Annotated in this window: 26 protein-coding genes; 9 read left to right on the top strand and 17 right to left on the bottom strand. The window is 68.6% G+C overall.

Going from position 1 to position 26,662, the window contains the following annotated elements:
* The first annotated feature begins 5 nt into the window (after window positions 1–5).
* From Q0833_RS07835 to Q0833_RS07820, 4 genes are read left to right on the top strand one after another with little or no spacing between them, the layout of a single operon-like run.
* Complete coding sequence (locus Q0833_RS07835; RefSeq protein WP_298432166.1) at window positions 6–914, top strand: ABC transporter permease; 909 nt, start codon at window positions 6–8, stop codon at window positions 912–914.
* Entirely contained in the window at window positions 911–1,750 is an 840-nt protein-coding gene (locus tag Q0833_RS07830) for an ABC transporter ATP-binding protein (RefSeq protein WP_298432163.1), read from the top strand. The genes Q0833_RS07835 and Q0833_RS07830 overlap by 4 nt, the downstream gene beginning before the upstream one ends.
* The gene (locus Q0833_RS07825; protein ID WP_298432160.1) at window positions 1,747–2,499 is read left to right on the top strand and encodes an ABC transporter ATP-binding protein; all 753 of its coding nucleotides are present in this window, start codon (window positions 1,747–1,749) and stop codon (window positions 2,497–2,499) included. Before Q0833_RS07830 ends, Q0833_RS07825 begins: the two co-directional genes overlap by 4 nt.
* Window positions 2,489–2,971, top strand: coding sequence for a GAF domain-containing protein (locus Q0833_RS07820; RefSeq protein WP_298432158.1), 483 nt, complete (start codon window positions 2,489–2,491; stop codon window positions 2,969–2,971). Before Q0833_RS07825 ends, Q0833_RS07820 begins: the two co-directional genes overlap by 11 nt.
* On the opposite strand, the gene Q0833_RS07815 is transcribed toward Q0833_RS07820, so the two are convergent.
* Genes Q0833_RS07815 through Q0833_RS07775 form a run of 9 tightly spaced genes read right to left on the bottom strand, consistent with a single transcriptional unit; the run spans window position 2,962 to window position 11,890 of the window.
* Window positions 2,962–3,873 (bottom strand): polysaccharide deacetylase, encoded by a 912-nt coding sequence (locus Q0833_RS07815; RefSeq protein WP_298432153.1) that lies wholly within the window; start codon window positions 3,871–3,873, stop codon window positions 2,962–2,964. The two genes, Q0833_RS07820 and Q0833_RS07815, sit on opposite strands and share 10 nt — an antisense overlap.
* Window positions 3,855–5,234 (bottom strand): aminotransferase class III-fold pyridoxal phosphate-dependent enzyme, encoded by a 1,380-nt coding sequence (locus Q0833_RS07810; protein ID WP_298432150.1) that lies wholly within the window; start codon window positions 5,232–5,234, stop codon window positions 3,855–3,857. The genes Q0833_RS07815 and Q0833_RS07810 overlap by 19 nt, the downstream gene beginning before the upstream one ends.
* Window positions 5,231–5,932, bottom strand: a complete 702-nt coding sequence (locus Q0833_RS07805) for an SDR family NAD(P)-dependent oxidoreductase (protein WP_298432147.1) — start codon at window positions 5,930–5,932, stop codon at window positions 5,231–5,233. Before Q0833_RS07805 ends, Q0833_RS07810 begins: the two co-directional genes overlap by 4 nt.
* Window positions 5,932–6,714, bottom strand: coding sequence for an SDR family NAD(P)-dependent oxidoreductase (locus tag Q0833_RS07800; protein ID WP_298432144.1), 783 nt, complete (start codon window positions 6,712–6,714; stop codon window positions 5,932–5,934). Before Q0833_RS07800 ends, Q0833_RS07805 begins: the two co-directional genes overlap by 1 nt.
* Window positions 6,715–6,739: 25 nt before the next feature.
* Window positions 6,740–7,660: a dihydrodipicolinate synthase family protein gene (locus Q0833_RS07795; RefSeq protein ID WP_298432141.1), complete on the bottom strand. Its 921-nt coding sequence runs from the start codon at window positions 7,658–7,660 to the stop codon at window positions 6,740–6,742.
* Window positions 7,657–8,790 (bottom strand): ABC transporter ATP-binding protein, encoded by a 1,134-nt coding sequence (locus tag Q0833_RS07790; protein WP_298432138.1) that lies wholly within the window; start codon window positions 8,788–8,790, stop codon window positions 7,657–7,659. Before Q0833_RS07790 ends, Q0833_RS07795 begins: the two co-directional genes overlap by 4 nt.
* Window positions 8,791–8,793: 3 nt before the next feature.
* Entirely contained in the window at window positions 8,794–9,615 is an 822-nt protein-coding gene (locus Q0833_RS07785; protein WP_298432135.1) for a carbohydrate ABC transporter permease, read from the bottom strand.
* Window positions 9,612–10,511: a carbohydrate ABC transporter permease gene (locus tag Q0833_RS07780; RefSeq protein WP_298432132.1), complete on the bottom strand. Its 900-nt coding sequence runs from the start codon at window positions 10,509–10,511 to the stop codon at window positions 9,612–9,614. Before Q0833_RS07780 ends, Q0833_RS07785 begins: the two co-directional genes overlap by 4 nt.
* 59 nt (window positions 10,512–10,570) lie before the next feature.
* The gene (locus Q0833_RS07775) at window positions 10,571–11,890 is read right to left on the bottom strand and encodes an ABC transporter substrate-binding protein (protein WP_298432129.1); all 1,320 of its coding nucleotides are present in this window, start codon (window positions 11,888–11,890) and stop codon (window positions 10,571–10,573) included.
* A gap of 169 nt (window positions 11,891–12,059) precedes the next feature.
* Between Q0833_RS07775 and Q0833_RS07770 the strand changes: the two genes are divergently transcribed.
* Entirely contained in the window at window positions 12,060–12,938 is an 879-nt protein-coding gene (locus Q0833_RS07770; RefSeq protein WP_298432125.1) for an IclR family transcriptional regulator C-terminal domain-containing protein, read from the top strand.
* On the opposite strand, the gene Q0833_RS07765 is transcribed toward Q0833_RS07770, so the two are convergent.
* From Q0833_RS07765 to Q0833_RS07755, 3 genes are read right to left on the bottom strand one after another with little or no spacing between them, the layout of a single operon-like run.
* The gene (locus Q0833_RS07765; RefSeq protein WP_298432122.1) at window positions 12,935–14,059 is read right to left on the bottom strand and encodes an FAD-binding oxidoreductase; all 1,125 of its coding nucleotides are present in this window, start codon (window positions 14,057–14,059) and stop codon (window positions 12,935–12,937) included. The two genes, Q0833_RS07770 and Q0833_RS07765, sit on opposite strands and share 4 nt — an antisense overlap.
* The gene (locus Q0833_RS07760) at window positions 14,046–15,713 is read right to left on the bottom strand and encodes an FAD-dependent oxidoreductase (protein ID WP_298432119.1); all 1,668 of its coding nucleotides are present in this window, start codon (window positions 15,711–15,713) and stop codon (window positions 14,046–14,048) included. Before Q0833_RS07760 ends, Q0833_RS07765 begins: the two co-directional genes overlap by 14 nt.
* Window positions 15,703–16,647 (bottom strand): 3-hydroxyacyl-CoA dehydrogenase NAD-binding domain-containing protein, encoded by a 945-nt coding sequence (locus tag Q0833_RS07755; protein ID WP_298432116.1) that lies wholly within the window; start codon window positions 16,645–16,647, stop codon window positions 15,703–15,705. The genes Q0833_RS07760 and Q0833_RS07755 overlap by 11 nt, the downstream gene beginning before the upstream one ends.
* A 95-nt stretch (window positions 16,648–16,742) precedes the next feature.
* On the opposite strand from Q0833_RS07755, the gene Q0833_RS07750 reads away from it, so the two are divergent.
* A complete protein-coding gene (locus tag Q0833_RS07750; protein ID WP_298432113.1) occupies window positions 16,743–17,483 on the top strand; it encodes an SDR family NAD(P)-dependent oxidoreductase in 741 nt (246 codons plus the stop codon).
* Here the strand turns inward: Q0833_RS07750 and Q0833_RS07745 are convergent.
* Window positions 17,480–18,325 carry a sugar phosphate isomerase/epimerase gene (locus Q0833_RS07745; RefSeq protein ID WP_298432110.1) on the bottom strand — a complete coding sequence of 282 codons (846 nt, stop codon included), beginning with the start codon at window positions 18,323–18,325 and terminating at the stop codon, window positions 17,480–17,482. The genes Q0833_RS07750 and Q0833_RS07745 overlap by 4 nt on opposite strands.
* Window positions 18,326–18,444: 119 nt before the next feature.
* On the opposite strand from Q0833_RS07745, the gene Q0833_RS07740 reads away from it, so the two are divergent.
* Window positions 18,445–19,551 (top strand): NADH:flavin oxidoreductase/NADH oxidase, encoded by a 1,107-nt coding sequence (locus Q0833_RS07740; RefSeq protein WP_298432107.1) that lies wholly within the window; start codon window positions 18,445–18,447, stop codon window positions 19,549–19,551.
* Complete coding sequence (locus tag Q0833_RS07735; RefSeq protein WP_298432105.1) at window positions 19,548–20,321, top strand: SDR family oxidoreductase; 774 nt, start codon at window positions 19,548–19,550, stop codon at window positions 20,319–20,321. The genes Q0833_RS07740 and Q0833_RS07735 overlap by 4 nt, the downstream gene beginning before the upstream one ends.
* Window positions 20,322–20,323: 2 nt before the next feature.
* On the opposite strand, the gene Q0833_RS07730 is transcribed toward Q0833_RS07735, so the two are convergent.
* Window positions 20,324–21,280, bottom strand: a complete 957-nt coding sequence (locus Q0833_RS07730; RefSeq protein WP_298432102.1) for a dihydrodipicolinate synthase family protein — start codon at window positions 21,278–21,280, stop codon at window positions 20,324–20,326.
* A gap of 29 nt (window positions 21,281–21,309) precedes the next feature.
* On the opposite strand from Q0833_RS07730, the gene Q0833_RS07725 reads away from it, so the two are divergent.
* The gene (locus Q0833_RS07725; protein WP_298432099.1) at window positions 21,310–22,449 is read left to right on the top strand and encodes an FAD-binding oxidoreductase; all 1,140 of its coding nucleotides are present in this window, start codon (window positions 21,310–21,312) and stop codon (window positions 22,447–22,449) included.
* Window positions 22,450–22,469: 20 nt separating this feature from the next.
* Here Q0833_RS07725 and gcvPB read toward each other — a convergent pair whose 3' ends face one another.
* The 3 genes from gcvPB to Q0833_RS07710 form a co-directional block, all read right to left on the bottom strand.
* Window positions 22,470–24,029: an aminomethyl-transferring glycine dehydrogenase subunit GcvPB gene (gene gcvPB, locus Q0833_RS07720; protein ID WP_298432096.1), complete on the bottom strand. Its 1,560-nt coding sequence runs from the start codon at window positions 24,027–24,029 to the stop codon at window positions 22,470–22,472.
* The gene (gene gcvPA / locus Q0833_RS07715; RefSeq protein WP_298432094.1) at window positions 24,026–25,432 is read right to left on the bottom strand and encodes an aminomethyl-transferring glycine dehydrogenase subunit GcvPA; all 1,407 of its coding nucleotides are present in this window, start codon (window positions 25,430–25,432) and stop codon (window positions 24,026–24,028) included. The genes gcvPB and gcvPA overlap by 4 nt, the downstream gene beginning before the upstream one ends.
* A gap of 75 nt (window positions 25,433–25,507) precedes the next feature.
* The gene (locus Q0833_RS07710) at window positions 25,508–26,620 is read right to left on the bottom strand and encodes an NAD(+)/NADH kinase (RefSeq protein ID WP_298432092.1); all 1,113 of its coding nucleotides are present in this window, start codon (window positions 26,618–26,620) and stop codon (window positions 25,508–25,510) included.
* Between the last annotated feature and the right edge of the window lie 42 nt (window positions 26,621–26,662).

The following is a 26,662-nucleotide window of genomic DNA, read 5'->3' as shown; positions in this document are numbered from 1 at the left end:
GCGTCATGGCCTTCTCCGCTGCCCGATGGCTGACCGACACGACGCCCGCCTCGCGGCTGCAGGCGAATGCCGGGCGCGCCTATGCGCTGACGCGGGCGCTGCTCCGCAACCCTTTGGCGGCCCTTGGCCTCTTCATCATCATCGCGCTCGTCCTGACGGCGCTCTTCGCGCCGTGGGTCGCGCATTACCCGCCCAACGCGCAGGAGCTGGGCGACCGCCTCCTGCCGCCCTCGGGCGCGCACTGGATGGGCACGGACGAACTCGGGCGCGACATCTACAGCCGCGTCGTCTACGGCGCGCGCATCACGCTCCTGATCGTGGTCCTCGTGGCGGTCATCACCGCGCCGCTGGGCCTGATCATCGGCGCCGTCTCGGGTTATTTCGGCGGCTGGATCGACCGGGTGCTGATGGGGATCACCGACATGTTCCTGTCGATGCCGAAGCTGATCCTGGCACTCGCCTTCGTCGCGGCACTCGGGCCGGGGATCGAAAACGCCGTCATCGCCATCGCCATCACCGCCTGGCCGCCCTATGCCCGCATCGCCCGATCCGAGGTCCTGACCTTCCGGGGGGCCGAGTTCATCTCGGCCGTCCAGATTCAGGGCGCGTCCTCGGCGCGGGTAATCTTCAACCACGTCCTGCCGCTCTGCTATTCGTCGATGATCATCCGCGTCACGCTCGACATGGCGGGCATCATCCTGATCGCGGCGGGGCTCGGCTTCCTGGGGCTCGGGGCGCAGCCGCCGCTGCCGGAATGGGGGGCGATGATCTCGCGCGGGCGCAGCTACATCCTCGACCAGTGGTGGGTCGCGACCATGCCTGGCTTCGCGATCATCATCGTCTCGCTGGGCTTCTGCTTTCTCGGCGACGGGCTGCGCGACGTGCTCGACCCCAAGCACAGCACCGACCGATGACCGGCCCGCTCCTCAAGGTCGACAACCTCCGTGTGTCCTTTCCGTCGCCCGACGGCCCGGCCGAGGTCGTCAAGGGCGTGTCCTTCGCCATGGGTCGCGAACGCCTCGGGATCGTGGGCGAAAGCGGGTCGGGCAAGTCCCTGACCGGGCGCGCGATCCTGCGCCTGATCCGGCCGCCGGGCCGCGTGACGGCGGATCGCATCGCCTTCGACGGGACGGAACTGACCGGTCTTTCGGGCCGAAAGATGCGCGCGATCCGGGGCGCGCGCATCTCGATGGTGATGCAGGACCCGAAGTTCTCGCTCAACCCCGTGATGACCATGGGCGACCAGATCGCCGAGGCGCTGACCGTCCACGGCGCGCGCATGAGCCGCGCGCAGCTGCGCGCCCGCGTCCTCGAGATGCTCGAGAAGGTGCGCATCAATGACCCCGAGCGGGTGATGCAGATGTATCCCCACGAGGTGTCGGGCGGCATGGGCCAGCGCGTGATGATCGCGATGATGCTGATCCCCGAGCCGGACCTGCTGATCGCGGACGAGCCGACCTCGGCGCTCGATGTCTCGGTCGAAGCGCAGGTGATGGACCTTATCAACGACCTGATCGTGCAGAACGGGATGGGCCTTATCCTCATCAGCCACGACCTCGACCTCGTGGCGCGTTATTGCGACCACGTGCTGGTGATGAACGCGGGCGAGGTGGTCGAGAGCTTCGATGCGGTCAACATGGCCGCGGCGCAGCATCCCTACACCAAGGGTCTGCTCGCCGCCGCACCCCGGATGAACGAGACGCGCGAGTTCCTGCCCGTGCTCGACCGCAGCGCGTGGGAGGGAACATGACCGCGATCGAACTCCGCGACCTGACCATCGGCTATGGCGGCGTGCCCGTTGTGCACGACGTGTCGCTCACCATCCCCGAGGGGGAAAGCTTCGCGCTGGTTGGCGAGTCCGGGTCGGGAAAGTCGACCATCCTGAAGGCCATTGCGGGCATCGCGCCCGAATGGGAGGGCGGCATCGACGTGCTGGGCAAACCCCGCAGCCATGGCCCGGACCGGGCGTTTTCGCGTGTCTGTCAGATGGTGTTCCAGGATCCCTATGCCTCGCTCCACCCGCGCAAGACCATCGACGCGACGCTGGCCGAACCCTTGGTGATCCACGGCGCCCCGGGGGGCGGCGCGCGGGTGGTGGAGGTGCTGGAATCCGTCGGCCTCGACGCGCGCTTTCGGTTCCGCTTCCCGCACCAGCTTTCGGGCGGGCAGCGCCAGCGCGTGGCCATCGCCCGCGCCCTGATGCTGGAGCCGAAGGTGCTGCTGCTGGACGAGCCGACCTCGGCGCTGGACGTCTCAGTCCAGGCGGAAATCCTGAACCTTCTGAAGCGGTTGCGGCGCGAACGTAACCTGACCTACCTGATGGTGACGCATAACCTGCACGTGGTGGGGTTCATGTGCGACCGGCTGGCCGTGATGCGCCATGGCCGCGTGGTCGAGGTGGCGCTGTCATCGGCCCTGCACGACGGCGCCTTCACCGATCCCTATGCCCGTGAGCTCTATTCCGCGTCCGGCGGAGCGGAGGGGTTCGATGCAGCCTGACGCCTTCGACACCGCCTTGTCCAAGGCGACCACGCCCGACGACGCCTATGCCGCGCTGATGGCCTTGACCCGCGCCCGCGTGCCGGCCCGGCTCTTCACGATCATGACGGTGGACCTCGATGCGATGGAGGCGCGACGCGCCTTCACCAGCCATCCGGAGGCCTATCCGACCTCGGGGACCAAGCCGATTGAGATGAATGACTGGTTCGCCCGCGTCGTGACCGATGGCGAAGTCTTCGTGGCGCAGACATTGGCGGAGATCGCGCAAGTCTTTCCCGACCACGCGCTGATCGGGTCGCTGGGCTGCGGCGCGGTGGTCAACCTGCCGGTCGTCCGGGGCGGGACGGTCGGAGCGACGGTGAACATCCTCGATGCCGAGGGCAGCTACCCGCCGGAGGTCGTGGCCGAGGCCGAGGCCCTGATCTCCTTCGCCGCGCGTGCCCTCGACCGGATCGCGGCGCTTCAGGCGTAGGCGGCGTCCGACGTGACCCAGGCGGCCAGCTCCGCATGGGTCGGGAACCAGACCGCGCCGCGCGATTTCGCGTGGGCAATCAACTCGTCGAGGATCCAGATCCTCGAGCGGTAGCCGATCACGAAGGGATGCATGACAAGCTGGCAGAGCCCGCCCTCGTCGAAGGCCGCGTCGAATTCGCGGCGGAAGATGTCGAAGACGGCCTCGGGCGGCGTCCAGGGCCGGGTCGGCGGGTCGCGGTTGAACAGAAGGTAAACTGCATCGTCGCGCACCCAGTCGACGGGGATCTCAACCACGCCGGTGGGCGTGCCGTCGGACAGCAGCTCGTAGCAGGTGTCGTCGGCCATGAGCGAGCTGTCATAGGCAAATCCCAGCTCCGCCACCAACTCCACCGTGTTCGCGCTCAGGTCCCAATTCGCGGCGCGGTGGCCGACCGGCTCCGTCCCCGTCATCTCGCGCAGGGCATCGCGGGCGCGGATCATCAGCTCGCGTTCGGTGTCGCGATCGAGCTTCGAATTGTTCTCGTGGATCCAGCCGTGGACGCCGACCTCGTGGCCGGGACCGGTCAGCGCGGCGACGGCGCCCGGGTCGATCAGGCCGGCGACGGCGGGCAGGAACATCGTCGCGCGCACGTCGTGGCGGGTAAGAGTGGCCAGCACACGAGGCAGGCCCGCCCGTCGCCCGAACTCGCCCCAGGCCAGTCGCCCGATGGCCGCGCGCCCGGCGCCCAGCTCGAACGTCTCGTGATCGCAATCGAAGGACAGCGCAAAGGCGCAGCGCGCGCCGTCGGGCCAGCGATCCGGGGCCAACCGCCGACCCGCGCGGACGCGCTCGACATCGCGGCGCCACTCGGCTTCGGGCGTGGTCCAGGGCGCGTCGGGGTTCAGGGCAGCACCTCCCACAAGGCCGCCCGCAGCGTGTCCGCGATGATGTCGATCTCCTCGCGCGTGACCGAGAGGGGTGGTGAGAAGCCAAGAATGTCCGATTGCGGCATCGCCCGCCCGATCACACCGCGCGACAGCATCGCCGCCGAGACCTTCGGGGCCACGCTGGCGGTCGGGAACCAAGTCCGCGCGCCCACGTCCTCCATCAACTCGACCGCGACCAGCAGGCCGTCGCCGCGCACTTCGGCCACGTTCGGATGGTCCGCCGCGGCCTCGGTCAGCCGCTCCAGGAGGTAAGGGCCCATCCGTCCCGCGTTGGCCACGAGGTCCATCTCGTCCACCAGCTCCAGCGTGGCGATGCCCGCCGCCGCCGAGACCGGGTGCGCCGAATAGGTCCAGCCATGATAGAGCGGCCCGAATTCGTCGCTGCCATCCATCAGCACCTTGAAGACGCGATCCCCGATGATCGATCCCGAAAGCGGCGCATAGGCGGAGGTCAGGCCCTTGGCGATCGTCATGAAATCGGGCTTCAGGCCGTAGTGGTCCGAGCCGAACATCGTTCCCATGCGACCGAAGCCCGTGACCACCTCGTCGGCGATCAGCAGAATGTCGTGGCGCGCCAGCACCTCCTGCACGCGCGCCCAGTAGCCCTCGGGCGGCGGAATGATCCCGCCCGTGCCCATGATCGGCTCACCGACGAAGGCCGCGATGGTGTCGGGCCCCTCGCGCGCGATCAGCGCCTCCAGCTCGCCGATCAGCCAGTCGACGTGATCCGCCGCGTTCATGTCCGCATCGGGACGGCGCAGGTAATGCGGCGTCTCGGTGTGCAGGAATCCTTGGAGCGGCAGGTTGAACCGCTCGTGATAGCCCTTCAGCCCCGTCAGCGAGCCCGAGACCAGACCCGAGCCGTGATAGCCCCGCCAGCGGCTGATGATCTTGGTCTTCTCGGGCTTGCCGCGCAGGATCTGGTAATGCCAGGCGAGCTTGATGTTCGTCTCGTTCGCATCCGACCCAGACAGGCCGAAATAGACCCGGGCCATGTGGTCGGGCGCGCGGTCCATCACCATCTTCGCCAGCCGGATCGCGGGCTCGGACGCGGTGCCGGCATAGGCGTGGTAATAGGCCATCTCGTGGGCCTGCTTGGCGATGGCGTCGGCGATCTTCGTACGCCCATAGCCGACATTGACGCAGTAGAGACCTGCGAAGGCGTCCAGCATCCGGTTGCCGTCGCGATCCTCGATCCAGGACCCTTCGCCGCGCGTGACGATCCGCGTCGGGCTCTCGCCGCGCGCATGCATCGCGGTGTGGGTCGCCGGGTGCAGCAGGTTGTCGCGATCCCAAGCGGCCAGCTCGTCGTTGATGCGCGGATCGTCGGTCATATGACGGTCTCCAGTCGGGTGTTGGAAATGAACTCCGGCACGCTCGCCTGATTGGGCAGCGACAGGATGAACGCCACCATCGACGCCACCGTCTCGGGCTGCAAGCGGTCGGGCTTCGGCGTGGTGCCGGGCAGGTCGGCAACCATCTCGGTGTCGATGGCACCGGGGCAGATCGCGGTCGCGCGTACGCCGTCGTCCCAGCCGGCATGACGCACGGCCTGCGTCATCGCGAGCAGCGCGTGCTTGGTCATCGCGTATCCGACCGAGGTGCCGCCGCGGTAGCGCTTGGCGTCGGTCGAGGCGATGTTGATCACGCGGCCTTCGCCCGAGGCCCGCAAATGGGGCAGGGCGGCGCGGATCAGGCGGAAGGGGGCCTTGGCGTTGACGTCCCACATGGCGTCGAGATCGTCTTCGGAGCCGGTCTCGAAATCGACCATCCGCATGATGCCGACATTGTTGACCAACGCGTCGATCCGGCCGAACCGCGCATGGGCGTCATCGACCCAGGGGGCAACGCTCGTGGTATCCGTGGCATCGAAGCGCGCGACGTGGAGGCGGTGGGGGTCCGCGCCGAACTGCGCGGCCTGTCCTTCGTCCCGCAGGCCTAGCGACAGCGACCAGCCCGCGTCGAGCAGGGCGCGCGTAATCGCCGCCCCGAGTCCGCGCCCGCCCCCCGACACGAGCGCGACCTTCGCCATCAGAAAAGGCCCTGGTAGACGCCGCCGTCGTTGACGATGTTCTGGCCCGACATGAAGCCCGCCTGCGCCGAGCAGAGATAGGCGATCAGGTCGCCGCATTCGGACGGATCGGCGAAGCGGCCGGCGGGGCAGGTGTCCTTGCGGTCCTGCACGATCGCCTCGTAGGTCGTGTTGCCCCGTTTGGCATGGCCATGCAGGTTGGTGTGCAGCGCGTCGGTGTCGAAGAGACCGGGGCAGACGGTGTTGATCGTGACGTTGTGCCCGATCAGGTCGCGCGTCATCGCCGCCGTCGCACCCGACAGCGCCAGCCGCGCCGCGTGGCTGTGGGCGAAGCCGACCTGCGGGAACTTGATGAAGCTGACCGACATGTTGACGATCCGCCCGAACTTGCGAGCCTTCATGCCGGGCGCCACGGCCTGGATCATCTGCATCGACGACAGGAAGTGGACTTCCAGCCAGTAGCGCCAGTCGTCGGGCGTGATTTCCTCCCACGGGGTGGGGACCTGGCGAACACCGGGGTTGTTCACGAGGATGTCGACCTCGCCTGCCGCGTCCAACAGGGCCGCGCGGCCCTCGTCGGTGTTGAAATCAGCGGCGACCGGGATCGCGTCGGTCCCGAAGGTATCGCGGATCTCGGCGGCGGCCTCGGTCAGCGCCTCCTCGCCGCGCGCGTTCATCACGACGTCGACGCCCTCGGCGGCGAGCGAGCGGGCCGTGGCCAGGCCCAGCCCCCGGCTCGCGGCGGTCACGACGGCGCGCTTGCCCTTCAATCCCAGATCCATCTCGGTCCTCTCCTCGTGCGGTGGTTCAGGCGCTCTTGGCGCGCGGCAACGACAGCGTCGTGACATCGTCGATCAGCCGATCGAGCAGCGCACCCGAAAGATCGCGGTAGGGTGGTCGCATATGGCCGCCGCCGGGGACGCCCATATGGTTCATGATCGCCTTCGTCGCCGGGTAGAGCGTCAGCCCTTCGGAGGTGAAGACATCCGTCATCCGCTCGCCATGGCGTTGCAATGCCCAGGCCTCGTCCAGCCGCCCGGCTTTGGTGGCGTGCCAGAGATCGAGGCATCCCGGCGCCCAGACGTTCGGGAAGCAGTCGATCAGCCCGTCCGCCCCGGCCAGCGTCGCGGGCACACCGAAGACCGAGGACGGGCCGCAGAACACACGGATGCGGTCGCGCACACGGGTCAGCGTGGCGTGGAAATTGTTCCAGTCGCCGCTCGACTCCTTGATCGCCACCACGTTGTCGAGGTCGGCGGCGCGGTCCGCCACCTCGGGCGTGATCGCGTTCACGGCGCAGGCCGGGATGTTGTAGAGCACGATCGGCAGCACGGATTGCGCGTCGACGGCGGCGAAATGGGCGACGATCTCGTCATCGGTGACCATCGCGAAATAGGGCGGCAGCACGAGGACGCCGTCCGCGCCGACGGCCTTGGCGGCGTGGATCTGGTCGATCACCTCGTCTTCGCGCACCGCGCCCGTCCCGAGAATGACGGGCCCCCGCCCGGCGCTGGCGGCGACAGCCAGCTTGGCCAGATGCGCGCGCTCCTCGAAGCTCAGCGCCCAGAACTCGCCGGTACAGCCCGCGACGACCATGCCGGTGGCGCCCGCGTCGTAAAGCCGTTCGATATTGGCGATGAAACCGGCCTCATCGATGCTCAGATCGGCCTTGAAGGGCGTCGTGACGGCCGGCATCGGGCCGGCCCAGTCGATGGAGTCGCGGTTCACGATGTCATCTCTTTCAGCATGGGGGCGAAGGCCGCCGCCGGGTCGACGCGCGGCGGAAGGGGGGCATTAAGGCGGGCGCCGGTCGGACCGGCGGCGAAGAAATGGGTCATGCCGGGATCGATGGCCATGCCGACTCGGTCGCCGGGGGACCAGACCTTATGCGGCTGGGTGCGTCCTGTCAGTCGGATCTCGCCCACGCGGACGATCACGATGTTCTCGTGGCCGGTCTGCTCGACCAGCTGGATCTCGGCGGCGATGTCGCCCGTCCCGATGGTCAGCGCCTCGGGGCGCAGGCCCATCGCGGCGGGACCGGGTTCGGCCAGGTCGCCCAGCCCGAGTGCGGGCACCGAGATACCAGGCGCATCGAAGCGCCAGTCGGCGCCGCTGCGGGACAGCTCGCCGTCGATCAGCGTCATGCCCGGCGTCCCGATGAAGCCCGCGACGAAGCGGTTCGCCGGCTCGCGGTAGACATCCTGCGGCGGCGCGAATTGCTGGAGCTTGCCGCCCTCCATCACCGCGATCCGGTCGGACATTGTCATCGCTTCCAGTTGGTCGTGGGTGACGTAGACCATGGTCCGCCCGAGCCGCTGGTGCAGCTCGATCAGCTCGCCACGCATGTAGCCGCGCAGCTTCGCGTCGAGGTTCGACAGGGGTTCGTCGAGAAGGAACACCTTCGGGTCGCGCACCAGTGCCCGGCCGAGCGCCACGCGCTGCTGCTGGCCACCCGACAGCTCCTTGGGCTTGCGCCCCAGCAGCGGCGTAATCTGCAGCATCTCGGCGGTGCGCGCGACCATCTCGCGGCGCTCGGCCTTGGCCACGCCGCGCTTCTTCAGGGGGTAGGCGATGTTCTCGGCCACGGTCATGTGGGGATAAAGCGCGTAGGACTGGAAGACCATCGCGATGTCGCGCTGGCCGGGTGCCACGTCATTGACGACGCGGTCCCCGATCCGGATCTCGCCCGAGGTCGGAAACTCGAGCCCCGCCAGCATCCTCAACGTCGTCGTCTTGCCGCAGCCCGACGGCCCCAGCAGCGAGACGAACTCGCCCTGCCGGATGTCGAGGTCGAGGCCGGGGACGGCGGTGAAGGTTCCGAATTTCTTCTGGACCTTCGTGAAGGTGACGTCGGCCATGGCTTATCCCTTGACCCCGCCCGCGCCGAAGCCGCGGGTCAGGTAACTCTGGAGGAAGGCGAAGACGATGATGAGCGGCACGCTCATCATCACGGATGCCGCCATGAGCAGCGACCATTCGATGTTGAAGGACGAGATGAGCATGTTCATCACGCCGGTCGTGAGCGGCCGCGCCTCGTCGGAGTTCACCAGCACCAGCGCGTAGAGATACTCGTTCCACGACAGGATGAAGGTGAAGAGCGCGGTCGAGATGATCCCCGGCAGGAGCTGCGGCAGGATCACGTCCCGGAAAGCGCCCATACGGGTCGCGCCGTCGACGAGGGCGGCGGATTCCAGGTCCTCGGGGATGCCCGCCATGAAGGACCGCAAGAGCCAGAGCGCGTAGGGCAGGGCGAAGGTCGTATAGGCGATCACGAGGGACGTGATCGTGTTCGACAGCCCCAGCTTCACGAGCATCAGGTAGAGCGGCAGGATCAGCACGACCGACGGCAACAGGTAGGTGAAGAGCACGAGGAACGCGAGCGTCTCGCGTCCCCGGTAGCGGAACCGCACGAGGCTGTAGGCGCCGACGGTCGCGATGGCCACGACGACAAAGGTCGTCATCGTCGACAGGATCACCGAATTCCAGAAGTAGTTCAGGAAGCGCGTCTCGGTCAGTAGGTTGACGTAATGCTCGAAGGTCCATGTCTCGGGCAGGATCGTCGGCGGACGACGGAAGAGCTCGAACTGGGGCTTCACCGACGTGACCAGCATCCAGAAGAGCGGGAAGGCCACGGCCAGCACGATCGACCATGCGAAGAGGTTGAAGGCGACCCGGCGGATCATGCCGCGTCCTCCGACCGGGTGCGCCGGATGTAGACGATCATGAAGACCAGCATGATCATCATCATGACGACCGCGTAGGCCGAGGCCATACCCATCTGGTTGAGCGCAAACGCCTCCTTGTAGACGAGGAGCGGCAGCGTCTCGGTCGAGGTGACGGGACCGCCGCCGGTCAGCAGGAAGATCAGGTCGAATTCCTTGAAGTCCCAGATCGCACGCAGCATCACGATGACGACCAGCACCTCGCGCAGCTGCGGCAGCGTGACGTCGAAGAACCGCGCGATCGGCCCCGCGCCGTCAATCCGCGCCGCTTCATAGAGCGCGTCGGGAATGCTCTGGAGCCGGGCGAGCACGGCGATCACGACGAAGGGGAAGTATTTCCACGCGCCGACCAGGATCACCGAGACCAGCGCATTGGGCATCGTGCCGAGGTAGTCGATCGGAAAGTCGATCAGCCCCGCGGTCATCATCAGGTGGTTGAGAATGCCGTAGAGGTCGTTGAAGAGCCATTTCCACACGAGCACGGCGACGACCGTCGAGATGAAATAGGGAAAGAGGATCAGCGACCGCGCGAGGCTGCGGAACCAGATGTTCTGATGCAGGATCAGGGCCATGCCCACGCCCGCTACGATCTGGAGCGTCAGCGTGCCGACCGTCCAGATCAGGTTGACCCGCAGTGCGGACCAGAACTCACCGCCCGCCAGAAGCGCGCGGTAGTTGTCCAGCCCGACCCACGCCCCTTCGAGCGTCGGCGTAAAGATCGAGAAGAGCGACAGATAGACTGCCGAGATCAGCGGGTAGACGATGACCGCGCAGAACACGAGCACCGTCGGCGCGATGAGCGCGAGACCGAGAAGCGCGTAGCGCCGCTCGAGCAGGGTCTGTTGGGTGCGTGCCATGGAATTCCAGCGCGGGCTTGCGGGGCCGCCCGCGATTGGGCGGCCCCGACGTGAGCGTATCAGCCGTTCATGATGGCTTCGATGGCTTGCGCCGTCTCGCCGATGACCTGATCGGCGTTCTCGTCGTTGAGCACGACCCGCTGGACCATCTGCGCGATGACGCCCGAGCCGACCACTTCGCCGGCCTTGTCGTTCGACGGATGTGCGGGCGATTCGTAACCCAGGTTGAACCCGCCCGCGGCGGCCTGCGACATCAGATCGACCTCTTCGGGGTACTTCTGAATGATCTCGTTGGCCTGATATTGCGGGTTCTCGTTGATGGACTTCAGGACCGGCAGGACGTGGCCCGGCGCGGCGTGAAGCTGCTGGATATAGCCGTCGGGATTGAACAGCGACGCCGCGAACTGCTTGGCGAGGTCGATATTGGCCGACTGCGCCGGGATGAAGACCGACGGGAAGTCGTTGAACGTCCAGGGCGCGATATCGGCCGACTTGGTCGGGTAGCGCACGCAGGTGATGTGATCCGCGATCGGCGGGTTCTGCGCGTTGACGTTGCCGAGGACGCGGCCGGTATAGATGCCCGTCGCCGTGGCGCCCGACACGAAGGCGGTGATCGCCTCGCCCCAGGAATAGTTCGTCGCACCCGGCGGGCAGAGTTCGCGCATGGAGGCGTACCATTCCAGCGCGTCGCGCGTGGCCTGGCTGTCGATGGCGACGTTGAGGTCGGTGTCGAAGATCTGGCCGCCCGCCTGGTGGATGACGCCCGAGAAGATCAGCGTCGTCATCGAATTCGCGCCGTAGGGCAGGGGGGCGCCGTAGATGCCGTTCTTCTGCATCGCCTGGCAGGCTGCGCGCAGCTCGTCCCAGGTCTCGGGCGCGCCGTCGACACCCGCCTCTTCCATCAGGTCGGTGCGCAGCCACAGCATGTTGGCCGCCGAATTGCCGATGCCCGTGCCGACATAGTTGCCGTCGGCGGCTTTGAAGACCTCGTTGGCACCGTCGTAATAGTCGTCGGGTCCGATCATCTCGATCACGTCGTTGAAGGGCGCGACGAGGCCGTTGGAGTAGTAGGACTGCACCGCGAAGGACGGCAGGTGCGTGACGATGTCCGGCACCTCGCCCGACGAGAAGGCGGCGGCGAGCTGCGGCGCGTAGCCTTCGTCCGAAGTCGTCTCGAACAGCACCTTCACACCCGGATTGGCCGCCTCGAAGGCCGCGATCTGGGATTCGTAGGCCGCGACCTGCGCGGGTGCCGATTGCGGCGACCACCACCGCAGCGTGGTGTCCTGCGCCATCGCCGCACGCGGCAAGGCCGTCATCGCGGTCGTTGCCGCCAGTCCCTTCAGCGCCGTACGGCGACCGATCATCATGTTCTTCATTCGTTTGCTCCCTGGATCAAAGTTCACATAGCGCACCGATGTTCGATATAACACCTGCAGAGCGGCGTCTGGCAAGGAGGATTTTCGGGCGGCGAACCCGGCTCCGATCTGGTAGGGACGCCCACGCATCGCTATGAGACCGCTAAATCTTCGGGACGGGAAGAATTTTATGGGACAGGAATTCGGGAAGGACGATGTCGCGCAGGACGTTGGCGAGAAGACGTTCCCCTCCGCGGGGCTGATGTCCGGCGGGCGCAGCGACGCGACCGAGGACGACCCGTCGGTCAATCCGCGCGACTACGTCAACTCGCTGGCCCGTGGGCTCGAGGTGCTGCGCGCGTTCAACCGGACCGGCCGCAAGATGACGCTGAGCCAGGTCGCAACCGAGACCGGCAACACCCGCGCAGGCGCGCGCCGCATCCTTCTGACGCTGGTCCACGAGGGCTATGCCGTCACCGACGGCAAGCTCTTCGACCTGACGCCGCAGGTGCTGGAGCTGGGCTATTCGATCCTGTCGTCGAAGGGCGTCTGGGATATCGCGCGCCCCTTCATCGCCCACCTCTCCGACGACATCCAGGAAAGCGTCTCGGCCGCGATCCTCGACAAGTTCGACGTCGTCTATGTCGGCGGCACCCAGTATCACCGCATCATCTCCGTCGGCATCTCGGTCGGTGCGCGCTTCCCGGCGCATTGCACGGCGAACGGCCGCGTGCTGCTGGCCAACACGGCGCCGGAGCACTGGGACGCGATGATCGAGGAGATCGAGCTCAAGAAGATGACCGAGCATACGATCACCCAGAAATCCAGGTTCCGCCGCGTCCTCAAAGAAGTGCGCCAGAAGGGTTGGTCGCTCGTCGACCAGGAACTGGAGCTCGGCCTCATCTCGATCTCGGTGCCCGTCCGGATGAGCTCGGGCGAACTCGTCGGTGCGATCAATGTCGGCGTCCCCAGCATGCGGATGCCGGTCGAGCAGATGATCGAGACGATCCTGCCGAAGCTCTTCGCGACGACGCAGAACATCAGCGACGCGCTCAAGACCGGCCACTAGGCCGCGAAGCGCGCCGGCGTGTAGGGCCCGGGATCGACCGGCGGCGCGGCCCCGGTGACGAAGCTTGCCGCCATGCGCGCCACCAACGGCCCCAGCGTATAGCCCGCATCCCCCGGTACCGCGACGACGACGCGCGGGTGACCGGGCACCGGGCCTGCCGTCGAGATCCCGTCGATCGTCGTGTTCATGCCCGCCCAGGTCCGCAGGATCCGCATGTGCCCGATGGCAGGGACCAGCCGGCCGGCCAATGCCACGTTGGCCAGCATCGACGCGGGATCGACCTGCGGGGGATCGGCACGCCCGCGGCCCCGCGCGGGCCAGCCGCCCCCGATGACGATCTGGCCCGACGCCATTTGCTTGAGGGTGATCATCCGCTCGGCATGCTGCACGAGATGGGCGACCGCGACGGCGCAGGGCTCGGTGATGTTCATGTGCAAAGGCTCGGCCACGGTCGGCATCGCAAGCCCCAGCGACGCCAGAAGCGGCCCGCTGCCCCAGCTCGCGGCGACGACCACGCGGTCGGCGGCATAGGTCTCGCGGCCCCCCCGGACGGTGACCCGCGGCCCCGGCTCGAGCGCCGCGATATCGTCGGCCACGATGCGAACCCCCAGCCGACGCGCCTCGGCCCGGAGCGCGAGGTTGGCGGCCAGCGGGTCGAGCTTGCCCTCGTCGCGACACAGCTCGGCACCCACCACATGCGGCCCCAGCCACGGCGCAATCCGGTCGAGCGCGTCCCGATCGAGGATGTCGACGTCGAGACCCTGCCGCGCCTCGCGCTCCGCCTTGCCTTCGAGAAACGCCAGTTGCTCCGCGCTCTCGGCCACCATCAGCCCGCCCTTGCGCACCAACCCGAAGGGCCCGTGCGCGCGGTCCAACCGCTCCCATTCGGCGACCGCCGCGCGGTAGAGCGGCAACGACGCCTCGATCGCGGGCACCTGTTCGGGGTTGAGCCGCATGATCCGGCTCTGCATCTGGACGTGCAGGCTCCCGGCATTGGCGGTCGAGCCCGCGTTCGTCCCGGCGTCGATCAGCGTGACGGACGCCCCCGTGGCCGCGATCTCGATCGCCGCGACCTGGCCCACGATACCGCCGCCGATGACGATGACGTCAGGCGTCTCCATCCAGCGCCTCTTGGGCCGCGAGGATGGCCGAGATGGCCACCGGCTTCACCGGCACGCGCGGTGCATAGAAGCTGCGGTCGTCCAGCGGGGTGCCGTTCGCCTCGGCCACCAGGCGGGCGGCCACGGGGCCGCAATACCGCCCCTGGCAGCGGCCCATCCCGATCCGCGTCGCGCGCTTCAGGGTGCCGGCGTGGCCCGCATCCGTCCCGATCGAGGCGCGTGCCCGGTCGAGCGTGATCTCCTCGCAGCGGCAGATGATCGTCTCGCCGGGCATGTCGTCCAGCGCCTGCGGCCCCGGATCGTAGAGCCGCCAGAGCGCGTCCTGAAAGCGGCGGTGCTTCGCCAGTTCGGCGGTCTCGGACGCGCCCGTGGTGTCTGCCCCGCCATGTCCCGCGAAGCGCGCGGCCGCCCGTCCCGCGATCCGGCCCTCGACCCGCGCGGCGGGGGCACCGCCCAGACCGGCGCAATCCCCGGCAGCGAAGATGCCCGCCACGCTGGTGGCCATGTCCGGCCCGCGCGCGCAGCGCAGATGTCCGTACGCCGCATCGAAGCGCATCTCGGCCCCGAGAAGGCGCAGGACTTCGTTTTGCGGCAGGAAGCCGTCATTCATGCAGATGGCGTCGACCTCGACCTGATGCGTCCCGCCGCCTTTCTCGGCCAGCGTGGCGCGCAGCCCGCCATCCACCGCGTCGACCCGCGTCAGCCGCGTGCCGTATCGCACCGCTGCGCCAGCCTTCCGCAGCCGGGCCATCAGGCCCAGCCCCTTGCGCGCCAGTGCCGGGTCCGCACGCATCATGGCCAGCGCCGCGCCGGGGCGCGCCCAGGGCGCGGGCGCCGTCTCGGCCACGGCCGCGATATCGGCGCCCCCCTCGGCCAGTTCGACCGCCACCTGCACGTTGAGCGGCCCCGAGCCGCAGACCAGCACGCGGGCGCCGGGCAGGGCGCGGTAGCTGCGCCAGAGCGTCTGTGCGGCGCCCGTCGTCATCACGCCCGGATGCGTCCAGCCCGGCACCATGATCGGCCGTTCATAGGCGCCGGTCGCCATGATCACGGCCTTCGGGCGGAGGATCACGGCGCGCCCGTCCGCCTGCGCCATCAGAACGGGGCCATCGAAGGCGCCCCAGGTCTCGACACCGGTGAGGATACGCGCACCCGATTGCGACGCCGCACGCAGAAGGGCCGCGCCCTCGGCCTGCTGGGCATCAAGCATCGGCTGCTCGGCGGGTTGCTTGTAATACTGCCCGCCGCCGACCTTCCGCTCGTCCAGAAGGACCACGTCCGCCCCGGCTTCGGCGGCGGCGATCGCGGCCGAGAGGCCCGCCGCCCCGCCACCGAGGATCGCCACGTCGGGCGCGAGGATGAGCGCATCGGGCGGGGTCGCAACCTCCGCCTTCGGGTCCAGCGCGGGATGGGCGGGTTGGCGCGCGACCACGGCCCCCGCCGTCGCCGGCGTCATGCAGGCCCGATGGTTCGGCGCGCCGTCGACGCTCAGCAGGCAATCCTGGCAGACGCCCATTCCGCAGAAGACGCCCCGTGTGCCGCCGCTCGCCGTCTCGCGGAATGCCCGCGCGCCCGCCGCCGTGAGCGCGGCGGCCAGCGTCTGGCCGGGGCGGAAGGGCACGGATCGGCCCTCGAAGACGAACTCACCCTCCATCGGGATCGTCCATCAGCGCGTCGCGGGCCGCGACCAACCGTGCGACGGCGCGGGTGCGCCAGGCGCGACGCGCGCCCCGCGACTGTCCAGCGCGGAGGGCGGTGCGCTCGGCCGCGACGCGCGCCACGAGGTCAGGGTGCCAGTCCACCGTCTCGCCCCGCGCGGCCCCGATCCGCGCATAGGCCGGACCCATCCGCGCGGCATGGGCGGCGATCCCGCCGGGCGTGTTCAGCTCGGCGGTCTCGAACGGTCCCGACAGCGCCCAGCGGGGCCCCAGCCCCAGCCGCATCACGGTGTCGAGCGCGTCCACATCCGCCACGCCTTCGTCCACCAGCCGATAGGCCTCGCGGAGCACGGCGCTTTGCAGGCGGTTGAGGAGGAAGCCCTCGACCTCGCGTTGCATCGCGACCGGCACGAACCGGACAGCCGTCAGCAGGTCGGTCGCGCGGGTCATCGTGGCGGGATCGGTGCCGGGCGCGGGGCAGAGTTCGACCACCCGGAGTACGGCGGGCGGATTGACCGGATGCGCCACGAGGCACCGGCGCTGATCGGCCGTGTCGGGCACGATCCGCGACATCGGGATCGCCGAGGAGGCGGTCGCGAGCACGGCATCCGCGCGCGCCCCGTCCAGCATCTTGCGAAAGACCACTTGCTTGAACGCAAGGTCTTCGGGCCCGCATTCGAGGACCAGATCGGCGGCGGCCAACCCCTCCGCCATGTCGGACTGAAGATGCACGGCACCTGCGCCGCCTCTCGACTGCCCCGACAGCGAGATCGCCTCGGCGTGGGCGGCGATCCGGCCCAGGGCCACATCCCGCGCGCCTGCATCGGGGTCCACCAGGTGGACCGTCGCGCCCGCGTCCCGGAACACCGCGGCAAACGACGTGCCGATGCCGCCGGCCCCGAGGATAAGCGTGGTGATCGTCGGGGCCACGGCTGTTTTCCTTGCAATGGTTCGCATGTCGCACAAAAGTACGAAAGAATTCCGAGCGCAAGAAGGATCGCCCCAGTTTGGACGTAGCACAAGACATGGACGGACGCCGGGCCATCGTGACCGGCGGGGCGGCGGGCCTCGGGCGGGCCATCGCGGACCGGCTGGCTGCGGCAGGGGCCAAGGTCACGATCGTCGATCTGGCCGAGGCGCTGGAGCGGGCGGACGGGCGGTATCCGGGCCATGCGCTCGACCTCTCGGGCGAGGATGCGCGCATCGGGATGGCCCGGATCGCCGACGGGCTGGGCGGGCTCGACATCCTCGTGGCGAATGCGGGCGTCGTTCCGCCCTGGCGCGGCCTGCGCGAGATCGATGGCGCGGAATGGCGGCATGTCATGGCCGTGAACACCTGGGGCGTCGCGGCTGCGATCGGGGGATGCGCCGACGCGCTGGCCCGCTCGGAGCATGCGTCCGTTGTCGCCATGGCCTCGATCAACGGCTACCGCGCGCACCCCGCGCAGACGCTTTATACGGCGTCGAAGCACGCGGTCATCGGCATCGTCCGGTCCGCCGCGCTCGACCTCGGGCCATCGGGCATCCGGGTGAATGCCGTCGCACCCGGACCGATCGCCACCGACGCGCTGATCGCCCGGATCGCCGCGCGCCACGAGACGGGCGGCCCGACCTTGGACGAGGCGCTGGCCGCGCTCGATGCCGAGACCGCGCTCGGGCGGATGGCGACCGAAGGGGACGTCGCGCGGGTGGCGCATTTCCTCGCATCGGACGCCTCGGTCGGGATGACAGGCTGCGTCCTGCCGGTCGAGGCGGGGCTGGTCTAGCGCGCGGCCAGCGGCTCCCACCCGGCCTCGGCCAGGATCGCGTGGGACGCCTTGATGTCGCCGTCGGGATCGGCGCCGGGCTGGTTCGCGTCGGTGATGATCTCCATCACGGTCACACCGGTATAGCCGATATCGCGGAGCGCCTCGGCCGCGGGGCCGGGCTCGACGATGCCGGTGCCCAGCCGGTCGTGCTTGAACTCGGTCGGGCCGCTGTCGGAAATGTGCACGTTCTTGACCATGTCGCCCATCATGCGGATGGCGGCGGCGGGGTCCTCGTTGATGAAGGCCCCGTTGCAGACGTCGTAGTTGATGCCGACCTCGGGGCCGATCAGCTTGGCGGTGTCGACCATGTCCTGCGCCGAGGGCAGGTAGGTAAACGGCACGTTCTCCAGCAGAAGTTCGACACCCGTGCCCTTCATATGGCCCAACAGCTCCTGCATGGCCTCGACATACCAGTTCAGCATCCACTCCTTCGGCGGGTTGATCAGCGTGCCGACCGGGCCGGGGATCGAGATGACATAGGGGCAGGACAGCTCGGCCGCGAAATCCACGGCCTCCTTGTAGCGGTCGAGCGTGTAGTCCCGCATCAGCTTGTCGGTGGAGTTCGGATTGTTGTCGAGCAGCGGGTAGCAGAAGGACGACAGCCGCACGCCCTCACCGTCGAGCCAGGTCTTGTAGGCGCGGCGCTGCTCGGCGCTCAACTCGCCCGGCCAGCAATGCGGCGGAAAGATCATCAGCTCGAAGATGTCGTAGCCGAGGCCGTGCAGATGCTTCAGTGCATCGAGGCCGTCATGGGAATACAAGAAGGGAAAGGTGCTGGCCGCGACGTCGAGCTTGGTCATGGAGGGTCTTCCTTTTCCGCTTGTCCAAATCTAGCATGCGTGTTCATTTTACGCACAAAAGTTACTATACCGCACGGGTGCCGCCGGGCAACGTCAATCGTATCCATCGGAGGTCATCCTTGCCCCCACACCTCTTCGCGCCGATCCAGCTGCGCGCCCTGACCGTTCCCAACCGGATCGCGGTCGCCCCGATGTGCCAGTATTCCGCGACGGATGGCGTCCCCGAGGACTGGCATCTCGTCAATCTCGGTCGCTTCGCCACGGCGGGACCGGGTCTCATCTTCACCGAGGCCACGGGGGTCGAGCCCGACGGGCGCATCACGCCGGGTTGCACGGGCATGTATGACGACACGACCGAGGCGGCCTGGGCCCGGATCGTCGGCTTCATCAAGTCGGTGGGCGACAGCCGGGTGGGCATGCAGCTCGGGCATTCGGGCCGGAAGGGGAATACGGTGCCCCCGTGGGAGGGCGGCGGCCTTCTGGAGGGCGAGGGCGCATGGCAGCCGCAATCGGCCTCGGCGGTCGCGTACCTGCCCGGCTGGCCGGAGCCCGAAGCGATGGGCCCGGACGATCTGGACCGCGTGCGGAACGCCTTCGCCGACGCCGCGCGGCGGGCGGATCGCGCGGGCTTCGATACCGTGCAGCTTCACGCCGCCCACGGATACCTGCTGCACCAGTTCCTCTCGCCCGTGACCAACCGCCGGGACGACGCCTATGGCGGCGCGCTGGAGAACCGGATGCGCTTTCCGCTCGAGGTGTTCGACGCGGTGCGCGACGCCTTTCCCGACGACAAGCCCGTGATGGTGCGCCTTTCGGCCTCGGACTGGATCGAGGGCGGCTGGGACATCGACGGGTCCGTGGCCTTCTGCCGGGAGCTGAAGGCGCGCGGCTGCGACATGATCGACGTGACCTCGGGCGGCATCGACCAGTCGCAGAAGATCGAGACCGGCCCCGGCTACCAGCTCGACTTCTCGGCCCAGATCCGGGCCGAGGCGGACATCCCCACCATGGCAGTGGGCCAGATCACCGACCCGGTTCAGGCCGAGACGATCGTGCGGACCGGGCAGGCGGATATGGTAGCGCTGGCGCGGGGCATGCTCTGGGACCCGAACTGGACCTGGAAGGCGGCCGAGACGCTGGGCGCCGAAATTGCGATGCCGGCGCCTTATGCGCGCTGCAACCCCAAGCTCGCATCGACACCCTTCGTGAAGCGGGACGCGCGATGAGCCATCTGGCCGGCAGATCGGTCCTCGTGACCGGCGCGTCGAAGGGGATCGGCGCGGCCATCGCGACGGCGATGGTCGCCGCGGGCGCGCGGGTCGTGGCGCATTATGGTGGCGACCGCGCCGGGGCCGAGGCGGCCGTCGCGGATGCGGCGGAGGGGCAGGCGGTGCTCGTGCAGGCGGACCTGTCGGACCGCGACGCCGTGGCACGGCTCTGGCAGGAGGCGTGCGAGGCCGCCGGCGGGCCGGTTGACGTGCTGGTCAACAACGCCGGTATCATGGCGCAGGCGGGCGGGATCGAGGACGACGCGGCGGCTTGGGACACGGCGTGGTCGCGTTCGATGGCGATCAATGTCGAGGCGCCCGCGATGCTGATGCGGCTGGCGGTGCGCGACTGGCTGGCGGCGGAGCGGACGGGGGCCGTGATCGCCATCGGAAGCTGGGTCACGACGCGGGGCACGTCGAACCCCGGCGCCATCGCCTATGCCGCGTCGAAGGCGGCGATCGCGGCCGCCACCAAGACCGTCGCGCGCAACTATGCGGGTCGCGGCATCCTCGCCTATGTCATCGCGCCCGGCGTGGTCGACACGCAGATGTCGGTCGCGAGCGCCGATAAGACCGGCGGGGCGGCCGCGGTGACGGCGGGCCTGCCGATGGGGGAATGGGTGCCGCCCTCGGATATCGCCGAGCTGGCCGTGTTCCTTGCCGGTGGTCGCGCGCGCCACCTGACGGGCGCGACGATCGACCTCAACGGCGCGGCCTATATCCGATGAGCCTACTCGGCCGCGGCCGCCGCCGGACGGGCCTCGATCTCGTCCACGATGCGGTCGAGCTCGGCCATCAGCGGCACCATCTTCGCGACCCGCGCGCGTCCCTCGTCCCCGAGGCTCTCGTAGGTGGTCAGCGGTGCGCGCACGTCGCCCACGGAATGCCCTGCCGCCGCCGCCAGCGCCTTGGAGTAGCATTGGTGCCCATAGAGCGGGTGCCCCTCGACGATGATCGTGTCGAATTGCGAGATGACGTCCTGCACGCGCTGCACATCGTCCCAGCGGCCTTGTTCGGCCCATTCGACGAACTTCACGGACGCGCGTGGGATGTAGTTGCCATAAGGGTTCACGTAGCCCTCGGCCCCCATCTTGTAGCTTTCGAGCACGCGCTGACCGGCCCAGGGGTGCATGTGGCCCTCGCTCTCGACGATGATATCGTAAATGCGTTCAATGCGTTGGCTGGCTTCCTTGATGTAACGGATCTGCTCGAAGTTCTTGGCCAGGCGTCCGACCAGCTTGGCCGACATGTCCACGTTCGAGGTGAACGGGTTGTTGTAGAGCATGATCTGGAGGTCCTGCGCCTCACAGATGGCGCGGTAGTACCCGAAGATTTCGTCGTCGGTCGGCGTGATGTAATAGGGCGGGATGATCATCAGGCCGTCGGCTCCGAGATCCTCCGCCTCCCTGGAATAGCGTACGGCGTTGGGGGTGTAGGCGTCCATGGTGCCGACCCAGACCACCATGCGCCCGTTCACGTAGTTCACCGTGTGGCGCACGAAGGCGGTGCGCTCGGCGTCGCTGATCGTCAGGAACTCACCCGTCGTCCCGAGGATGATGACCCCCGGCACGCCGCATTCGACCTGCCACTCGAGGAATCCTTCCCACGCCTCGTAGTCGATCTCGGCCCCGCCGGGTGTGAAGGGCGTGACGGTGACGGTATGGCTGCCGGAATATTGGGGTCTCATGGCACGGTCCTTCTGGGAGTGATGGCGGCGTGACGGCCGCGTATGATGTGGCGGTGGTGGGCGGCGGCCTCGTCGGGCTGACGGCGGCCTGGCATCTGGCGCGGGACGGCGCGTCGGTCGTCCTGCTCGAGGCGGGCGATCTGGGGGCCGAGGCATCGGGGGCCAATGCCGGGTCTCTGCACCTTCAAATCCAGTACCCGGAATTCGTGAAGTACGGCGAGGCCTGGGCGCGGGCCTATGCGCCGACGCTGCGATTCCTCGCGGCGTCGATCGACCTCTGGCAGGAGATGTCGGAGGCCGTGGGCGAAGACCTGAACGTCCGCGTCAAGGGCGGGGTCGTGGTCGCGCGCACGGACGCGCAGATGCGCGCCATCGCGGCCAAGGCGCGGATCGAGGCGTCCGTCGGCATCGTGACCGAAGTGCTGGGCCGCGACGAGCTGCGCGCGGTCGCACCATACCTGTCGGATGCGGCCATCGGCGGCGGCTTCTGCGCGGGCGAGGGCAAGGCCGATCCGCTGCGCGCGACCCCGGCGCTGGCCCGCGCGGCCGTGGCGGCGGGTGTCGACATTCGCACCCGCACCACGGTCACGGGGATCGCACGGGACGCACAGGGCTTCGCGCTGGCCACGCCGGGCGGCGCGGTCCGTGCGGCGCGCGTCGTCGATGCCGCCGGGGCGCGGGCGGCGGACTGCGCGGCCATGGTCGGGGTCCCGATCGATCTGGGCGGCTTCCCCTTGCAGGTCACGGTGACCGAGCCGGTGGCACCCCTGATCCCGCATCTCGTCTATTCCGCGGCCGGAAAGCTGTCGCTGAAGCAGGCCCCGAACGGCGGCTGCGTGATCGGGGGCGGCTGGGCGGCGCGAGTGCACGGCGATGGCGGCCTCGCCACCGATCCGGCGAATTTCGCGGCGAACATGGGCATCGCGGCCGACGTGGTGCCCGTCCTCGGGCAGGCCCGCGCGCTGCGGAGCTGGACGGCTTGGGTCAACGGCACGCCGGACTGGCGCCCCATCATCGGCGAAGCGCCGGGCGTGCCCGGCTTCTTCCTCGCGATCTTTCCTTGGGTCGGGTTCAGCGCGGCCCCGATGACGGGGCGCGTGGTGGCCGATCTCGTGCTGGGGCGCGCACCGACTGTCCCCCTCGACGGGATCTCGGTCCTTTACGACTGAGCGCGCATGCGCCACGGCCGTCAGGCGACGCCGCGCGCGGCATCGTCGCCCGCGATCTTGCGCTTGTAGGCGCGCCACGTCATCGCCCATTTTGCCGGATCCTCGAACACGTCGCCGCGGACCTGCGCGACCGGCTGCTTGTGGGGCGCGGTCTTGACCAGTTCGGGCTCGCTCCGCGCCTCCTCGGCGATCTTCGCGATGACCGCGATCCAGGTGTCGATATCCTCCTTGGACCAGAGCTCGCCCGCCTCCGGTGTGAAGGGCTCGGCCACGATCCACGGCTCGTGGCTCATCCAGTAGGGGTCGATCCCGTAATCGGCCATCCGGTTGGCGAAATCGACCGTCGTGACACCCGTCTCCTCGGTCAGCGGCCCTAGCGACCAGCGCGTCATCTCCATCCGCCACGCGTCGATGTCCGGATTGGAGATCGCCAGTCCCGGGATCTCACCCAGCTTCTTGTCCATGTAATTGTTCGCGACGACCGAGATGTCCGAGGCGAGGTCGATGCCTTCGGCCCCCATCGCGCGGCTCCAGGCATAGGCCTTCACCACCTGCGGGACGTTCCCCCAGTATTCGCGGACCTTGCCCGTGGATTTCGGGCGGTCCTCGTCGAGGCGGTAGCGGTCGCCCTCCTTCACGACGACGGGGCCGGGGACGTAGGGCGCGAGGTCGTCGGTGCATCCGAAGGCGCCCACAGCGGGGCCGCCGCCGGCCTTGGGCGCGCCGAAGGTCTTGTGGAGCATGAACATGCAGGCGTCGAAGCCCAGCTCGCGCGCCGAGAGCTTGCCCATCACCCCGTTGAAATTCGCGTGGTCGTAGAAGCAGAGCGCGCCCGCCTCGCGCGCGACCCGCGTCCATTCCTTTATCTCGGGATTGTAGATGCCCATGTCGTCGGGGTTGTTGATCATGATGAGCGCGGTCTTCTCGCTGATCGCGGCCTTCAGCGCGTCGAGCGAAGGATAGCCGTTCTCCTCGAGCGGCAGGTTCACGACGTCGAACCCCGCTGCCGCCGCCGTCGCCGGGTTGCAGGGATGGGCCTGGACGCTGGTCACCATCTCGGTCCGCTGTCCCAGCATCCCCTTGTCAGCCCAGTAGGCGCGCGCGACCGTCGCCATCGTGTAGGCCGCATCGGCCCCGCCGCCGGCCTGGAAGATGAACTGGTCCATGCCCGACAGGCTCTGCAGGATACCGTCGAAATCGTGGATGATCTCGAGCACGCCTTGCAGCGTGTCGGGATGCTGGAAGGGATGCACCTCGGCCAGCTCGGGCCGGAGCGTGGCGTATTCGGCCGCCTTGGAGTTGTACTTCATCGTGCAGGTGCCGAAGAGGCTGATCCCCATCATGCCCAGCGTCATCTGGCTGAGATGGAGGAAATGGCGCTGCGCCTCGAACTCGGTGATCTCGGGCAGGGCGGGTGCGTCGCTGCGGGCCATCGCCGCGGGGATCAGGTCGGTTCCGACGGCCTCGGTCACCCGCGCGTCGGGCGCGTCGAAGATCTGTCCGCGCGCACCGGGGCGGCCGATCTCGTAGATGACGGGCTCGTCCCATTTGGCGGCGTGAAAGTCGGGAATGCGGGTCATGCGAGCACCTCCGTGAGGGTATCGGCCAAGTGGTGAATGTCGCCCGCCGTGTGCACCTCGGTCACGCAGTAGAGCGCCGACTGCCCCAGCGCGCCGTCCTCGCCCGAGACATCCTTGCCGCCGAAGATGCCCCGTGCGCGCAGCGCGTCGTTGATCTCGGCCACCGTCTTGCCGGTGTCGTCGAAATTGACGACGAATTCCTTGAAGGTCGTGTCGGGCCAGACGACCCGGACACCCGGCACGCGGTCCAGCATCTTGGCCGCATACCGCGCGTTCGACACGATCAGGGTGCCCACCTCGCGGAAGCCCTGCGGCCCCAGCAGGCTCATGTAGACCGCGCCCGCGATGGCCCAGAGATAGGTCGAGTTGCCGGTCCAGTCCTTGCCGTGCTCGCGCGAGCCGTAGGAGTTCTGGTGCGGGCAGGCGAGGCCGAAGGCATGCTGCCCCGGCTCGACCGTCTCGGCGATGGAGACGAGGAAGCCGTTGTATTCGAGGACGTATGTCTCCTCATCGCGCGAGGCGATGAAGCCGCCCGCGCCGCCGCCGCATTGCATGTGAACGCCCAGTGGCTGCACCGGCCCGGTCACGAGGTCGGCGCCGTAATCCCCCGGCGCGGTCATCACTCCGAGGCTGATGGGATCGACGCCGACGATGGTCTCGGCGCCCGCAGCACGGGTCAGTCGCGCGATCTCGGCCGCCTCGGTCTCGATCGTGCCCAAATAGGCGGGGTTCTCGAAATAGACGGCGGCCACGTCGGGCCCGAGCTTGGACTTGAGGTCGCCGAGGTCCAGCCGTCCGCTGGTCGGATCGGCATCGACCAGCACGATCTCGATATGGCCATCCATCTGGGTCGGCTTGCAATAGGTGCCGATCACCGACAGGCGCTCGGGGTCGCTCAGGCGCGGCATCAGGACCTTCGTGCGTCCATTGATGCGCGCGGCCATCCGGATCGCGTGCCCCGTCGCACAGCCCCAGGAATAGACCGGGAGCTGCACCACATCGAGGTTCAAAAGCGCACCGAGCTGCGACGAGAATTCGAACCACGCCTGGTTGCGGCCGTGATCGGACTGGTAGCTGCCCCAGACATTGGTCGCGAACTCGGTCCGGCCGACGATTTCGTCGACGACGGCGGGGACATGGTGCTGCCAGACGCCGGCACCCAGAAAGCTGAGATTGGCCTCGCAATCGGCATTCTTCTTCAGCTTGCCCACGAGGTCGCGCTTGAGCGCCAGCTCGGACGTCAGCGCGGGCGGCAGGTCGAGCGGGGTCGTGCGAAAATGATCCTCGGGGATCTGCGCGAATACCTCGCGCGCGTCGCGGGCTCCGATCTCGTCCAGCATCGCCTGCAATGCGCCCGGAGCGGAGTTCGCCATCCACGGATGGGACTGGGTGTCTTGGCTCATGGGTCACTCCTCGGATCAGGGCGCGGGGGCAGTCGCATCAACTTAAACAAGAGTTCGCATATCGCACAACGGAATTCAGGCCGTCCCGATCCGCATCATCGTCGCACGTCCCGCACCGGTCCTCACACGGTGAAATCCCGAAAGCGCGTCGTCGAGCGCCGCGTCGCCGGTATCCACCAGAAGGCGCGGCGCGGCGAGCGTCGCGAGCTTTTCGGGCGATGCGATCACGATCATCCCCTCGCGCCCGGCCTTGTGGATCAGGTCCGTCCCGATCTGCTGGTTGCCGCGCCCGAGAAGGAAGCCCTGCTGTCCCGTCACGCCCAGGACGATCCGCACGGGGCGGTCGCGGGCGAGGGCGGAAAGCTCGGCCCCGGTGGCGTCGCGCGCGACGCGCTTGCCGTCGAGGAGGGCGTCGACGCCCAGCACGGTCGGCTCGAACCCCGCGGCGCGCGTCACGGCCCCGGCGCTGGTGCCGGGCCCCACGACATAAAGGATGCCGGGCGCCATCGTCGCGGCGATCGCGGCGGCGGCGGCGCGCACGGCGCCTTCGCCGTCCCCGGGCGGGCCGCCCTTCGCGGCCTGCATCAGGCTGCGCGCACCGGGCGTCGTGGCCAGCCCGTAGAGCCGGGGGGCGAGGACGCCCGCGCGGAGCGCGACCTCGTCGATATCCATGATCTCTACCTCGCCGCGCCAGGTCACGCGCGCCGGATCGGTCACGAGGTCCGCCAGAAGCGCCCCCGCAGCGCCGGGCGAGACCGCGAAGACGCCCGAATGCATCTTCACGCCCGACGGGATCCCCAGCATCGGCGTGCCCTCCGCCAACGTCGCCGCGACATCGCGCGCGGTGCCGTCGCCGCCCGCAAAGACCATCTGGTCGCAGGGCCCGATGGCGCGGATCACGGCCTTGGTGTCGCGCGCGGTGCCGGTCGCGTCGGGGATCATGACCGCTTCGATTTCGAGGTCGAGCCCTTCGGCCCAGTCGGCCCCGAGCGGACCGGGCCCCGCGACCAGCCGCGTTCCGGGCGCGCGATCGGCCAGCCGCGCCAGCGCCGTGCGCGTCCGCGGGCCTGCCCGGTCCTCGGCGCCGCGCGCGCGGGCCTCGGCAACGATGCCCGGCCCGTCCGTGCCCTTGAGGCCCACGGCCCCGCCCAGCCCCGCCACGGGATTGACCACCAGACCGATACGCAAGGCGCCTCTCCAGAACTTCGCGGTTGAGACCAAGGCCATATT

Origin of the sequence: uncultured Jannaschia sp., from assembly GCF_947503795.1 — a bacterium.
GTDB lineage: Bacteria > Pseudomonadota > Alphaproteobacteria > Rhodobacterales > Rhodobacteraceae > Jannaschia.
Note: the sequence above shows the minus strand (reverse complement) of the source record. Positions and strands in the feature narration are given on the sequence as shown.